Genomic DNA, 14,833 nt, shown 5'->3' on the forward strand with positions numbered 1-14,833 from the left:
CTTTCCCGCCGTCTAAGATATTCCATTATATATGTTCCGCATATCCTTTAGTACTTGGCTTTTACCTAAAAAGGCGAAAAGTGAGGATGTTCCATGATAATCCCAATCATGCTTCTAATCTTTCAATCTGCAGCCTCTCTCCCCAGAGAAAAATCAGAGAATACTGTCTATACACCCATGAACACATCAAACAAGACTTTCATAAAATATAGTGATTGCAGCATGGAAGAACAGGTTGTGTCGCTTCCCGCTGCTAATTTACAGCTCCGACAGAGGTGGTGAAAAACCATATTACGTGTGGCAGTTGTCAGAGGACGGTACCTTCCGATCAGTGAAACATTCATTTACTCTGAATTGGTAAATGTCAAATCGGTTTCTCCTATCGTTTGTTGCAAGAAGATCATGAACCTTGTGCATTTTCCTTTTGAGACCATCCACGAATACAAGGATAATGATGATCTGATAGACATCCTCCGCGCCCAAAAAATCAGCCTGATTCACGCAAGGTTTGGCGTAACTGGAGCTGATTTGCTTGAAGTCAAAAAAGAACTCGGGATCCCGATGTTGACTTCTTTTCATGGTTTTGACCTGCCGACAAATGTAAAGTCCATGCGAAGATATGGTGATCGGCTGCAGCATTTATTTGAACATGGAGATGCATTCACGGTTACTTCAGAGAACATGAAGGAAATCCTTATCAAATACGGATGTTCTCCGGATAAAATATTCGTCCATCACAGCGGAATCAATGTAAGTAAGTTTTCATACAAAAAGCGCACAGCACCAGAGAATGGAATCATCACGGTCTTGACGGTCGGGAGGCTCGTTGAAAAGAAAGGAATGGAATACCTAATTGAAGCTGTTCATTCGGTTCATCAGCATTACCCAGGCATCAGGCTGCGTATTGCCGGGGATGGGAAGTTAAGACCGACGCTTGAAAAACAGGTAGAACAGCTGCAATTGGATGGAATCGTCAAGTTCCTCGGGGAAGTTTCCCATCAGGTTGTAGTAGAAGAAATGGAAAAAGCCCATTTATTCGCCCTCGCCAGTACGACTGACAACATCGGAAATCAAGAAGGAATTCCAAATGTTTTAAAAGAAGCCATGGCATGTGGTTTGCCTGTGCTTTCGACAAAACATGCAGGCATACCGGAGCTTGTAGAGGATGGAAAATCGGGATTTCTCGTCCCGGAACGCGATCCCGTCGTATTGGCCGAGCGCTTGCTGCATCTTGTTCAGCACTCCGAGGATTGGGAAAGGTTCGGTACACACGGCAGAGAAACCGTTGAACAGTTCTTTAACATAGATAAACAAATTGAAAATTTAGAAAGAATATACAGCTTGCTGCTGTCAAAATAAGTTTACGTAAGAGGTGATGAGTTTTGCCCAAGATAAGTGTCGTTATTCCCACTTATAACCGGGGAGAGTTTACCGTACATGCAGTCGAGAGTGTCCTTGCTCAAACGTACAAGGATTATGAAATCATCGTTGTCGACGATGGTTCAACAGATAATACGGAAGAGCTATTAGAGCGTTATAAGGATCGGGTCCGCTATGTAAAGCAGAAAAATCAAGGCCCTTCAGCTGCCAGGAATACCGGTATCCGCCTTGCGGAAGGTGAATATATCGCCTTTTGTGATTCGGATGACAGATTTCTGCCTGAGAAGCTCGAAAAACAAATGGAATTTATCGAAAAGAACCCTGACTGCAAATTTTTATATACCTGGTATTACAATGTGAATGATCAAGGGGAATACACGAAACTACGGAAACCGAATACCTGTGAGAATAAAGAGCAGTTACAATATTTTTTGTTTATCCGCAAATTTACGATCAGAACCTCCACTTTGTTGATTCACAAGAGCTGTTTTGAAAAGACGGGGCTTTTTATCGAAAAATATTGGTATTCCCAGGATTGGGATATGTGGCTTCGGTTGGCTGCCTATTATCGTGGTTATTGTCTGGAAGAGCCTTTAGCTGAATATTGGCTCCATGAGGATAATCGCAGCAGCCTCAGGATTAGAATCTACCATCCTGAAATTATCGAGTCCACGCTAAAGCTTTATGGATGGGATGAGGAGAAGATTGCTAAATTAGAAGAAAAGTACGGGAAAAGGCAGAGTCAAGAGGTGGAACACCCGTCAAAAAGTCCCGGAAACGGATCAGACAGCACTGATGTCAACGGGGGTAACTCTTAATGAAAATTGCTTTAATATGTTCAGACAGGGGCCCCGCCCCCCCTGTGAGGGGCGGAGCCATCCAATTATTAATCAGTAAAATTGCACCATTGCTTGCCAAAACATATGAAGTTACGGTTTTTTCCGTCACTGACCCTTCCCTCCCCGATACAGAATGTACAAATGGTGTTTACTTCGAACGCTATGATAAGGACCAGTTTTTCCAGCGAGTTTGTGAAAGGGTAAAGCAAGTTCAGTTTGATGTGATCCAGGTTTACAACAGGCCAGGCTATATTCCATTGATTCGGGAGGCCTCCCCCCGGTCAAAAATCATCCTATCACTCCACAACCTTGTGTATAACACATTAAAAGTAGAAAGCCCTCTTGCCGAAGCAGCATTCAGGGAAGCGGATTGGATTTTTACAGTCAGCAGGTTCATCGCTGAAGATACGGCCGAAAAGTTCCCGGAAGCTTCCGCTAAAATCCAGCCCCTTTACACTGGTGTAGATTTGGATGATTACTCACCCATTTGGTCAAAGACAGGACGGAAATGGCGAAATGAAATTCGCTCATTGTATAATCTCGATTCAAAAGATCCCGTCATTCTCTTTGTGGGCCGTCTTGTTCCAGACAAAGGATGCCACCTTGTTTTAGCTGCAATGAACGAGATTCTGAAAAACGTCAAACATGCAAAATTGCTGATAGTTGGAAGCAAGTGGTATGCAGATGGATCCACAAGTAAATATATAGAGGGACTGAAGCAACTAGCGAGGGAACATGAACACAGTATCGTATTCGCTTCCTATGTACCAGTAGAAGAAATTCCAAAGTATTACGCAGCCGCAGACCTTTTCATTTGTCCATCGCAATGGAAAGAGCCGCTTGCAAGAGTGCATTATGAAGCAATGGCGGCAGGATTGCCTGTCATTACAACCAGCCGGGGCGGCAATCATGAGGTAGTTCATAATGGGAAAAATGGGATTGTGATAGATGATTATAAAAATCCAGCGGCCTTCGCAGCCGCTTCGATTGACATCCTTAATGACCCACAGAAGGCTATCGCAATGGGGAAAGCGGGCCGAAAAGACGTCAAAAAGATATATAACTTTGACCGGGTCACCTCTGATATTGCACTCCTTTATACAAAACTCTTTGAAAGCAAGGAGCAAGGGCCAAATTCGTCCTCATAAAACGGAGGACTTTGAAAGGATGAAATGGATCATGAAAGTTACTGTGATTGGTTCCGGATATGTTGGAACCACGACAGCTGCAGTATTGGCTGCTTTAGGCCATCACGTAATCGGTGCGGATGTGGATTCCGCAAAGGTAAAAAAGTTATCGGCCGGGATTCTCCCATTTGTAGAGCCTGGTTTGGACAAAATGCTGAATGATAATAACACGAGGGGCACATTAAACTTTACCGATCAGATCAAGGAAGCGATTCAGGCAAGTGACATCTTGTTTATTGCCGTCGGGACTCCTTCTCTTGAGGATGGTACTGCCGATTTAAAATATCTCCGTTCAGTAGCCGATGCAATTGCCGCTTCCATTAATGATTACAAGGTCATTGTCATCAAAAGTACGGTCCCCATTGGCACAAATCGCTGGTTATCGGATTATCTGGAGAAAAAAATCTCTGACCCCACCTTATTCGATGTTATCTCTAATCCGGAATTCCTACGGGAAGGTCATGCCGTCTATGATTCTCTTAATCCTGACAGAATCATTATTGGCGGAAACAGTCAGGGTGCCATTACTATTATAAAAAAACTGTATCACCAGCTTAACAGTAAATACGTTATATGTGATTGGGAAACAGCTGAATTAATTAAGTACGCCTCGAATGCTTACCTTGCAGCCAAAATTTCCTTTATCAATGAAATAGCCCAAATCGCAGACAAGACAGGAGCCGATATCCTTCAAGTCGCTTACGGAGTCGGACTAGATTCACGGATAGGCGCAGAATTTCTTAAATCGGGAATTGGCTATGGCGGCTCTTGTTTTCCTAAGGATGTAAAAGCGTTGATTTCTACAGCGGACCTAATAGGTGTTAAAACCCATATTTTAAAAGAAATAGAATCCGTTAATGAAGCAATGCCTGATGTGTACCTGGCGAAATTGGCTGCTTCTTTAAAAAAGAAACCCTGGACAATCTCCATACTCGGCCTCACTTTTAAGCCTGAAACGGATGACCAAAGAGAATCTCCTGCCATTAAAATTGTGAACAAACTTCTGCCTGCATGCAAAGAGATCCGCATCCTTGATCCTACCATTCAATCAAACCTGCAAACTCCATGGCCTCATGACAGTAAAGTCAAAGTCTGCCAAACAATCGAAGAGACATTGGCCAGAACTGATGCAGCAATCCTATGTACAGCATGGGATACCTTCACCGGCATTGATTGGAATAAGGCAAAGGATTTTATGAAAAACCCGGTCCTGTTGGATGGGCGGAACCTTTATGATCCAAACATAATGAAGGCAGCCGGCATAACCTATCTAGCATTAGGGAGGGGAAATCAAACATGAAGGTACTCGTTACTGGTGCAGCTGGTTTCATAGGCTCTCACCTATGTGAACGGCTGTTGGCTGAAGGACACGACGTGGTGGGTGTTGATATGTTCCTGTTCAAAGAACGGGAACGCTTTACGCAATATAACGTAAAAGAACTTTTACAGCATCCTAACTTCAAGTTAGTCAACGGCAATCTTCTCGAGCTTGATTTAAAAGAACTCCTTGAGGGGATCGAAGTCATCTTCCACCAGGCAGCGATCCCAGGCGTCAGGAATAGCTGGGGAACTAACTTTCGGCAGTATGTGGAACTGAATATCCTAATGACTCAGAGGCTCCTGGAAGCGTGCAAGGATCTGCCTCTCAAAAAATTCGTGTACGCATCGACTTCTTCCATTTACGGTATAACGGACGGCAGAACTTCTGAAGACAAACCTGCAATGCCGATTTCTCCATATGGTACAAGTAAATTGGCCGGTGAGCACTTAGTTCGTATGTATCACCTGAATTTTGGGCTGCCGACAACTTCGCTGAGATACTTTACCGTATATGGTCCAAGGCAGCGTCCTGACATGGCCTTTCACAAATTCTTGAAAGCAGTCCTAAGAGACGAATCCATCCCCCTCTTTGGAGACGGCCAGCAAACCCGGGATTTCACGTATGTGAGTGATGCCGTTGAAGCAAATATTCTGGCAATGAACCACCCGGAGCATGGAAATGCGTTCAATATCGGCGGCGCGGAAAGGTCTTCCGTGAATCAAGTCCTTACTGTAATGGAAGCTGTCACAGGAAAGAAAATAAAAATTGATTACCAGCCAAGGCAGCCCGGTGATCCGCTCCATACATGGGCTGATATATCCCGGGCACGTGAAAAGCTGGGATATAACCCGAAAATCACCTTGCATGAGGGCATCCAAAATGAATGGGATTACATCAAGAAAATGTATCAACCCTAAACAATATTAAAAGATTGTGGAGCGGAACCGGATCATATGTTTACAAACACAGCACCATATAAGGCTGCTGGTTGATCGACATCTGGAGAAATACAGATGTTAGAAAAAGTAGATGGTCTGATGCCCTGCAAACCAGATCATAGAGTCAGAAATGTTTTATGTAAATTCATTAAATTTCGTGTGAGAATTTAAAATTCCGAACAAGTTTTTGGATTCGATTTATAAATGTTTTAAGCGCTATTTTGCACGTTCTTACCAGAGAAAAAGCAAAGCTCTACACCAGAAAAATTGCTTTTATACTTATTTGATTTTAATCATTAAGCTGTCATGTATAGCCTTATAATATATTATTAATGATAGTTAAGTTCATGTTATATGGAAAGAATAGAGGATATAAAATTAATCCCTATATCCATGGGTTTACATGTAAACAACCGGCAGCAAAAATTAGCAAGACAATTGGATTTGTTATAACCGCTATATAAATCAGGACTTGAGATAATTAATTCTATTACATGTAGAGCCCAATTAATACATGTAGGAAAGCAGGAATGGAAACAAGAAAACCAAACCCCCAGAATGTTCTGGGGGAAATGGAAAAAAAGAAAAAGCAGGAAAGACAGAAAAAGTCGGATGTTTGTTCCATCACTATCTTATTTTTGCCCAAATAAGTGTAAACATAATTACTTTCATCCTAATTTATTTTGGACTGTCATTGGCAGTCCTTTTTTCTTTTTCATTTTCCTTGTTCTGATTGTTCACAGGTCATTTATCCAGCAAAGGTAAATGAGGCTGGAGCTGATCATAGACCCGAATGATTCCCCACATACCCTGCTCAATGCCCCAGCGGATGTTGCCGGACCGGTACATATAGTCGCCAGGATAGTTATAAGTCCCTCCGGCACCGCCGATTAAAAATAGATCTTCTGCTGCGCCCGGCGCCACATGGCCGACATAGGAATCAATCCGGGCATCAATGTCCCTCGGATCAAACTTCCAGTTGTGGCCATGGAGGTGAAAGGTATTGGTTCTTCTTCGTTCCGATGGATTGGTAAGGCGGACAATGACGGGTTCACCCGGATACGCTTCAAAAACCGGTGTGGCTGGATCTCCGTGAACCTTCGAGCTGAATAAGTCACCTAAAACAGGATGTTTTTTAAAGCGGTTAATTAATCGTTCTGTCCGGTAGTTAAAGCCCCGTGAGCCAAAATCATAGGTGTCTACTTCATCGTCTTCAGGATCAGGTTTTGGAATCACGCCATCAAGTGGATCAACAATGACTTTGCGACGCTTATTCTCAAGCCGGACACCATCATGCATGATCAAGACAAATTCTCTATAATCAATTCCAAGTGGATTGCGGAGCACTACATTAGTGCCAGTTTGGACTGATTTAAGCGTCTGCGGATCGTGGTAAGTCGTAAAGCGCGGCTCCGCAATAAAAGCACCGAATGTACCAAACGACCGGTGGTTCCGTAAATCTGCCATGTCCCACATGGCACAAGTACCTATGCTCTCTTGTACATGCCAGCGGTACGTAATAGATTCTCCAGGCCCAACCGTTTGATCGGGGTTGAATCCAACCGTACCGCCGCTTGAAGTGGTAACATCGTAATCCAGCATACTGACGTGCAGCGAGATGCGCAAAGACGGCGGGTAAAATGCCTGCTCTTTTACCGGCGGGTACGGGTGAATGCCGTTAGGGAACGGAAATAACTTAGCTTTCAGCCGGCTGGTCAAGGTGACTTCAACCAGGTCGCCGGCATTTCCTCTCAGTACCAGCGGCTCCGGTTTCTTTATGCCGCGCAGAATATCATCTACATTTTCCTCTAAAGCAAACACAATGCCGTACGGGTCGTGATCTCCAAATGAGTTATATAAAATGGGCGTTTGAAAAGCAACAACGCTGTACTTTCGGATCGGCGGCTGATGGGTTGCTTCAGGCGGCAATGTACGCTGTGGTTTGGCCGGCTTTGGCGGCTTTCCGGTCACTTTTGGCAATCGCTTTGTCCGCGGTGGGGGCAGCGGGCGGTCCGAAAGGGGCATTAAATCATCAACGGCTTCATCAAATGCGCGGATCAGCCCCCATGTGCCGTTCCAAATATCTTCTTCATCTTCAAAGGCCCACAAATAATCTCCAGCCTTCGGTATAGCTGTTTCAAGCGTAAACGACTCTGAAATGCTGATGTGCTGCTGTGAACGGATTTGTGAATCCTTGCTGGGCCGTTCTGCTTTCCAGCTTAGTCCGTGCACATTAAAACTATGGGAATCTTCATGCGCACCCTGCAGCAGCCGGATACGGACCGGATCTCCTTCATATGCCTCCAAAATAGGCGTAACGGGGTCTCCGTGCACATAAGAACTGAAGGAATAGGCCGGATCCTTATCTTTTCCGAGCCGGAACTGCAGCGGTTCGGTTTTATAATTAACCGCAAAAATGCCGGGATCATCCAAGGAACCTGGAAATTGCGGCGGCTGAATCGGAAAGCCGTCTTTATCAAACAGAAGAGCGAAATCCTGAACAAATAGCGCGAAATCGCGATAATCCGGAATAATCGGATGAGTAACGGTAATCTGTGTGCCGTGATCCAATTCTTCACCGGTTTTTGAATTTAAAAACTTGGAAAAACGGGGCTGAATCACACAAGAGCCAAAAATTCCGTGCTGCTGATGAGTCGTTGGAAACAGGTGATCGTGAAAGAAAAAGGCTTTTAATTCAGTGTCGGCATACCACTCATACCGTCCAGTTTCACCAGGCAAAATACCACTATCATAGTTCCAGCCTACATTCGCACCATCAGACACAAGAACGTCAAACTTTACGAAATGAACATGAAAGCCCACTTCATAGGTTCGTGTGACCAGCTGAAAGGCGTCACCATCAAGAACATGAGTCAGCCGGTTTGTAAAGTTTAGCCTGATGCAGGAACCAGCTGGCGCGTGCAGCACAAGCGGTTCCGGCTCTTTTTTTCCGGACAGCACATCATCCAGATCTTCATCTGCCACATACATTCTTCCTTTTGGATCATGCCAGCCCTGTTTATTGTAAACAAGCGGCAGGTCAATAACGGACACGTTAAATTCCAGGACAACCGGATTGCCCAGGCAGGAATCAGCAAAAACAGCTCCTGGCCTTGCATTGGGTACGGCGGCCTTTTTTTCAAGTTCCGTCATGTCCCTGCCGCCCACAATGCCAAGCGGCGGCCTCGGTGCTTTGCAGCCAACTTTTCCCGGAATGAAGTTAGGAAACCCTGGTTTTTCTTTTGTCGGCGGGGGCGGGCAGGGACGGTCCGGCAGCGGCTGGAGAGGGGCAATTGGCACGCCGTTTGGGTAGCACTGGCTGCCGTCCTGCAGGGTGTCAAAAATGCGGTTCATCCCCCACATTCCGGCTTCAAAATGCGGATAAAGATGGCAGTGAATAACCACATCCCCAATTGCGCCCTGAAGGCTGCCAAGTCCATATAAAGGCTGAACGGTATAGTGAGACTGCGGGCTGATTGCCTGTGCATCCACAATTTCTGAATGAATGTTGCCGGGGTCTCTCAGCCATTGATGGACATGGTAATGAAACGCATGTGTTTCTTTGGATCCTCCATGGATCAGGCGGATCACAGCCGGGTCGTCCCGGTAGCCGCGCAGAATCGGGGTAGCCGGATCACCAAATACCCACGAGTCATGATGAACTTCCTCGCCTTCTAATTCAGGAGATACGACACCTTCTTCAATCAGCTTTATCCGGTTATGAAGCGGTTCATACCGGTAGTTAACGCCCTGAAAGGATTCACTTTCTTGATTGGTCATCGGATTAAGCGGCCGATTGCCGGTTAAGTCATTTACTTCCATTTCATCACTAAAAAACCAGGCATATTCACGGAAGGAGGGAAGGAAAGGGTGATGGACATCCGCAAACACGCCACTGTTGATTGGTTTGCCTGTTACAGGATCTGTCCACCAGGAGCCTCTTTTTTCAATCAGCAATGTGCCGAAAAGGCCCTGGATGCTGGACCCTTCTTCTGTACTGGATACATTGCCAAGATCGGTAAAGTAACAAATGCCTTCATACGTGGCATCCAGCTTGTAAAGAAGCTTTTCACCGCAATCAGCCAGTGAGCTTGGATTAAAGCCGACGTTGGCTCCGTCTGACGTTAACACGTTATAATCGAGATCTTGAAAATGCATACCCGCTGCAAAAGGAAGCTGGTTTTCAAAAAGAATTTCAACAACGTCACCTTCGTTCGCTCTGATCGTAAGCGGCTGTACGAGTTCCACAGGAAGAAAAGGATTTTTACGTACAAGTTCTTTTACTTTTGTTTCATTTTCCTTTAAGACATACACTCTGCCATTTGGATTGTGGTCGCCAAAGTTGTTAAGGACAATGCGGATCGGGATGGCGACCACATGATAACGCCGTATCATTGGTTTTCCTCCTTGTTACAGCATGTCATTTAGCTCTGGGATGCGCGGCTGACCGGGAGCCTCGATATAAAACACTTCGATATTATGGACATAGACCAGCCAATTTCTTTTTTCAAGTTGAGAAAAACGTGTGGTTTCAGCGAATATCTCAAATTGATCCCTTAGCATGGAAACTATTTCGCCAACAAACATAAATGGATAAGAAGGCCTCATGATAAAGGTTTTTATGCCAATGGCTGCCCTAAAACGCTCCACAAGTGCGGCATCATGCCTAACGTTATTGGAATTTACAGCAGAAGATCTAGGCGTCCGCCTTTTTACACTTCCTTTCTTGCCCATCTAAAGTGAGCGGGATTTAGCTTTATAGTCGAGGAGAGGCCCGGTTAAGCGGCCTGCCCCAACTACAAACTAAACAATGGAAAATGTATGTTGTAAAAGGATGTAATATTCTTTAAAGTGAACGGTGTGTCATAAAAAGATAAAAATAAATATCACATAATAGTAATGGTTGATCTAGCGATTATAATTTTTAATACATGAGCATAAGCCCTGCCGGTTTATCGTATAGTTCTCTTACAAAGGTCTCGCCAGCCTTTTGTTTTTGCCTCATTTTCTTTAACACATACATTCGCGGAAAAAGCAGCTATCCCCTTGGGGAAGGGACAGCTGCTTTTTTGATTTTTATGACCCCTTTTAAATGAATATTTATGTTGCATTCGAAACAAAAAGGCGGCTGCAATGCAGTCCGCCAAAGAACAGGAGTATGAATATGCAAATCCAAACTGTCTTACTGCTAGCAGTTTATGCGTGATTTTAAAAAAGTTTGGACGCAAGACACTACAAAAGGTAGTTACTTTTAAGATATTATAGGTAGTTAGGAAGGGAAAGAGCATTGCAGACTAATAAGGGAGACAGCATATATGGTAGAGGAAGGTCTTATCTTCATAAAAGAAATTCGCCTGCTGTATGAGGAATATCTTAAATGTGGCGATCATGACATTAAGCAAATGATACATGGCGATATTCTTTCTTTAGTAGAGGCAATGGAAGTAATGGACAGCCAAAGATAATTCATAAAGTTAGGTCTCACTGGTGAAAGCATACTTTCGCAAATGGGACTTTTTTATTTTGCTTTTTATTTAAAACAACTGTCCCCTATATAAACGGCCGTCCCCCAAACAATAAGGGCAGAAATCTGTTTTATATGCCTTAATAGTATCCGTTCGCATCATTATGCTTAAATGCAATCTTTCCAAGTTTTTTAATCAGTATTCTTTTTTCTTTTACTTCTAACTTAAATTGTAGACGATCTCCCAAGCAAATCTATCATTCTTTCATATTCTAATCGCGTAAGGCGATAAAAAAGAGGGTAACACAGCAGAAGCAGAAGTGTACGCGAAAGTGCTTTGCGTGATGGATGCCGAGGCAGGGGCAGGCTGGCTGAAGGACAAAGGTGTCCAGGCAGCGGCGATTATTGTCATAGATCAAAAACAAATTTTTGTTACAGATAATATAAATGATTATAGTGAAGGAGTGAAAACAGCAGGGATATCACAACGTGGGAATGGACAAGAGCTTCGGGCCTAACATCTTTCTTTTTATTATTTTTGTCTGTATTTGTAGGTCTTCTCCATAGTGCGCCCATTTTTCCGAATTTTTGCTGTTCTGGTGATTTCTGAATGCGAAGTATGTTGTGGAGAGCATGGAGAGAATTGTTGTGATATCTTTTGTCATGAGTACAATTTCTTTGGCTGCAATTGAGAAAAGAAGGGAAAACGCATGACGGGTGAGCGCCAGTTTTTAGAGCAGGCTCGTTGCCTATTCTAAAAAAGATGGAGCAAAGCGAAGCGAGCGGTACGATTCAAGTTTATGTACTAAAAATAGAAGGAAGAGCCTGTTACGCTGACTCTACACATTCTTCGGCATAGATTCCTCTAAAGCTACTTTCAAAAATCAATATATACCAGAATCTCTTCTGATTAAGGTACAACGCTTCGTTTCACCAACCCTGCTTAAATCAGGTTGCTTCCTTCCAGAGGAATAGAAATAATTTCTATTTTACGTTATGTATAGAGAGTTCTAAAATAAATATAGAAAATCAAATTTAGTGCGAGAGGAAGAAAAAAATGATAAGGGAAGCAACGGAAAAAGATTTAAGGGACATTTTAGAGGTATATAATGATGCAATTCTTCATACCACAGCTGTATATACCTATAAACCTCAGACTCTTGAAAGCAGACAAATTTGGTATAAGCAAAAGGTAGAGGAAGGTTATCCAGTATTAGTATGCGAACAAGATGGCAAGGCAGTTGGATTTGCTACATTTGGTCCTTTTAGAGCTTGGCCAGCCTATAAATACACAATAGAACATTCTGTCTATGTTCATAAGGCTTATAGGAGTCAGGGTATTGCAAAAAAATTAATGCAAGAATTAATAAAAATGGCTAATGAAAGAGAATATGCAACACTTGTTGCTGGAATTGATGCAACAAATGAAGGCAGTATAAAAATGCATGAGAGAATGGGATTTGAATTTTCTGGTGTAATTAAAAAAGCTGGATTTAAATTTGATAAATGGCTGGATCTTGCTTTTTATCAATTGGATTTAAAAGGGCCTAAAGTGCCTTCAGAAGAATAAATAAACTAGTTTGATGAAGTCAAACACCATAAAAACAGCTCTAACTAATTCGTCAAGACAATTTAGTTAGAGCTGTTTTTGTGAAGAATTTATGTTTTAACTATCGGTAATTGTAATAGCAAAGTTAATTCTTGCTATACTCTTTGTTATGCTCGAAAAGGGCTATCCTGATTGAGTATAATAAAAAAGCTGCCTTAGCAGCCAATCGAACAATCAATGTCTATTAGAGATTAACCAAGAGGACCATTCTGCAAAGATCGATAAAAAACAAAAGAAGGTCTACCGCTATATAAAGATATAGATAGAATTTAAATAAGCAGCTTCATGATATGGGCCACACCATCTTCATCATTTGATAAAGTTATGTGATGCGCACAAGACTTAATATCTCGGACGGAGTTTCCCATCGCAATCCTTAGTCCTGCCGATTCAAACATAGGGAGATCATTATAATGGTCTCCAATAGCTATAATATCTTCTCTTTCGATATTCAATTTCCCAGCCAAATACCTGACAGCACAGCCTTTTGAAACATCAGAATGCGTCAATTCGAATAAATGTTTAGCCAGGCTGGCAGTGGCCAGCTCTCTTTTCTGTTCAAAATGCTGCCAGCCATCATTGATTTTTTTCCTATAGAAAGAAAACCCAAGAAAATTATAAAATTCATTTGTTTTATCTAGAATGTCTAAATGAGAGGAAATAAACTCAAATTTTCCCTGGCTGAACTGTCTTTCTGCCGCTTCTTGAAATACTTTTAGGTTTATTTTTGGATTTGCATTCTTCAGTTTAAACATTTCGATTGTTAATAAGTCCCGTCCATTTTGGGGTGTATAAATGACTTTATTGGAAAAAACTTCATAATACATATTGTGTTCTGCAAAATAATCGAGTATTTCTTTTGCATCGTTTTTCTTAATAGACTTCGCATGTAAAAGCGTTCCTTTTTTGTCGTGAATGGTTGCTCCATTGGCGCCTATGATCCAAGCAGAAATACCAGCATTCTTTAAAATAGAATGAACATTAAAATGAGCTCTTCCGGTTACAATCGCAATTTCAATTCCTTTTTTCTGAGCCGTTTTAATCGATTCAATGTTTTTTCTGCTGATTTGATTCCTTCTATTTAAAAGGGTACCGTTTAAATCAATAGCTATTAGTTTCATATCTACACACCTATTCTATGTGGATTTAAAAATAATAGGGGTATCCTCTATTATTCACTTTCTACTAATAAGAAGATAATAAAATGACCGTTAAGCAAGGGAATAAGCTTAACGGCCTGGTTGGTAGTTGAATTACTTTTTACTGATAGACAATTTTGTGGATATAGTAATGTTAGGCATTGCTTTTTCTTCTACACACATCGTTCCCGGCAGGTCCGCATGGTCTGCCCCATTAAATGCGATCGTGCAGTGGCCAAGCTCACTCACTGTCTCATTTACTTTACCGCCGACAAATGTGATTTCATAAGACTGGTCATCAAATGAGAGAATATCGCCCGCTTCAATGGTGCCTTCCAATGGAACAACCGTATGGCTCACAGCGATGTCGCGTAAATCTTTTGGCACACTTTCATTAAAAAGAATGAGCATTTTTTCTTCTGCAAACATTTCCACGTCTGCACCAAGTTCTGTAACCGTTGACTGGTAGATGGTTTTCATTTGTAGCCCTCCCATAGTGTTCATGTTTCCTGATTCCTCCCTTATTCATACATACCGAAGCTCGCAAAATAAGCAATCACAACGGCAAGCGGCCCTATGATTAAGCGTGACATTAAAACAGCCGGCACCCCAACTTCTACGGTTTTCGGTTTTGCTTCCCCAAGTGTTAAGCCTACTGGCACAAAGTCTGCGCCCACCTGCGGGTTAATCGCAAACAGGGCAGGGAGGGCGAGGTTTGGCGGGATATTCCCTTTGCCTCCACTCCGATGAGTACGCCGACTACTTGTGCAATCACGGAACCCGGTCCAAGCAAAGGAGATAAAATCGGGATTGCACAAATAATAGAAAGAACGAGAAGCCCAAAGATATTGCCAGCAGATTGTGTTACAAAGTAATAAGGCTCGAAAGAAGCTCTTTTTGCAGGCCGTCTTCCGGGAATAAATGATTTTGAAGCTCTCTTAGTTTCCAAACTGTTG

Annotated in this window: 12 protein-coding genes and 1 pseudogene; 8 read left to right on the top strand and 5 right to left on the bottom strand. The window is 42.8% G+C overall.

Annotation, left to right across the window (positions count from 1 at the left end; all coding sequences use genetic code 11):
- Positions 1–402 precede the first annotated feature (402 nt).
- From RG959_RS22290 to RG959_RS22310, 5 genes are read left to right on the top strand one after another with little or no spacing between them, the layout of a single operon-like run.
- On the top strand, positions 403–1,359 hold the full coding sequence (locus RG959_RS22290; RefSeq protein ID WP_342799010.1) for a glycosyltransferase: 957 nt from the start codon (positions 403–405) through the stop codon (positions 1,357–1,359).
- A gap of 23 nt (positions 1,360–1,382) precedes the next feature.
- Entirely contained in the window at positions 1,383–2,198 is an 816-nt protein-coding gene (locus RG959_RS22295; protein ID WP_342799011.1) for a glycosyltransferase family 2 protein, read from the top strand.
- Positions 2,198–3,367, top strand: coding sequence for a glycosyltransferase family 4 protein (locus RG959_RS22300; protein ID WP_342799012.1), 1,170 nt, complete (start codon positions 2,198–2,200; stop codon positions 3,365–3,367). The genes RG959_RS22295 and RG959_RS22300 overlap by 1 nt, the downstream gene beginning before the upstream one ends.
- Before the next feature lie 19 nt (positions 3,368–3,386).
- On the top strand, positions 3,387–4,706 hold the full coding sequence (locus RG959_RS22305; protein WP_342799013.1) for a UDP-glucose dehydrogenase family protein: 1,320 nt from the start codon (positions 3,387–3,389) through the stop codon (positions 4,704–4,706).
- On the top strand, positions 4,703–5,644 hold the full coding sequence (locus tag RG959_RS22310; protein ID WP_342799014.1) for an NAD-dependent epimerase/dehydratase family protein: 942 nt from the start codon (positions 4,703–4,705) through the stop codon (positions 5,642–5,644). Before RG959_RS22305 ends, RG959_RS22310 begins: the two co-directional genes overlap by 4 nt.
- 765 nt (positions 5,645–6,409) lie before the next feature.
- Here RG959_RS22310 and RG959_RS22315 read toward each other — a convergent pair.
- The gene (locus RG959_RS22315; protein ID WP_342799015.1) at positions 6,410–10,060 is read right to left on the bottom strand and encodes a copper oxidase; all 3,651 of its coding nucleotides are present in this window, start codon (positions 10,058–10,060) and stop codon (positions 6,410–6,412) included.
- Positions 10,061–10,075: 15 nt separating this feature from the next.
- Positions 10,076–10,315, bottom strand: a complete 240-nt coding sequence (locus RG959_RS22320; protein ID WP_342799016.1) for a hypothetical protein — start codon at positions 10,313–10,315, stop codon at positions 10,076–10,078.
- 665 nt (positions 10,316–10,980) lie between these two features.
- On the opposite strand from RG959_RS22320, the gene RG959_RS22325 reads away from it, so the two are divergent.
- The 3 genes from RG959_RS22325 to RG959_RS22335 all read left to right on the top strand — a co-directional run bounded on the left by RG959_RS22325 (position 10,981) and on the right by RG959_RS22335 (position 12,699).
- The gene (locus RG959_RS22325; protein WP_342799017.1) at positions 10,981–11,130 is read left to right on the top strand and encodes a hypothetical protein; all 150 of its coding nucleotides are present in this window, start codon (positions 10,981–10,983) and stop codon (positions 11,128–11,130) included.
- Between the two features lie 319 nt (positions 11,131–11,449).
- Complete coding sequence (locus RG959_RS22330; RefSeq protein ID WP_342799018.1) at positions 11,450–11,647, top strand: hypothetical protein; 198 nt, start codon at positions 11,450–11,452, stop codon at positions 11,645–11,647.
- Positions 11,648–12,186: 539 nt separating this feature from the next.
- Positions 12,187–12,699, top strand: a complete 513-nt coding sequence (locus RG959_RS22335; RefSeq protein ID WP_342799019.1) for a GNAT family N-acetyltransferase — start codon at positions 12,187–12,189, stop codon at positions 12,697–12,699.
- A gap of 308 nt (positions 12,700–13,007) precedes the next feature.
- Here the strand turns inward: RG959_RS22335 and RG959_RS22340 are convergent, their stop codons facing one another.
- From RG959_RS22340 to RG959_RS22350, 3 genes and pseudogenes are all read right to left on the bottom strand, one after another.
- Complete coding sequence (locus RG959_RS22340) at positions 13,008–13,859, bottom strand: Cof-type HAD-IIB family hydrolase (protein WP_342799020.1); 852 nt, start codon at positions 13,857–13,859, stop codon at positions 13,008–13,010.
- A gap of 132 nt (positions 13,860–13,991) precedes the next feature.
- Positions 13,992–14,357 carry a PTS glucitol/sorbitol transporter subunit IIA gene (locus RG959_RS22345; protein WP_342799021.1) on the bottom strand — a complete coding sequence of 122 codons (366 nt, stop codon included), beginning with the start codon at positions 14,355–14,357 and terminating at the stop codon, positions 13,992–13,994.
- A 41-nt stretch (positions 14,358–14,398) separates the two neighbouring features.
- Positions 14,399–14,652, bottom strand: a pseudogene (locus RG959_RS22350) (hypothetical protein).
- Positions 14,653–14,833 lie beyond the last annotated feature (181 nt).

Source organism: Domibacillus sp. 8LH (genome assembly GCF_038806185.1).
Taxonomy (GTDB): Bacteria; Bacillota; Bacilli; order Bacillales; family Domibacillaceae; genus Domibacillus; species Domibacillus indicus_A.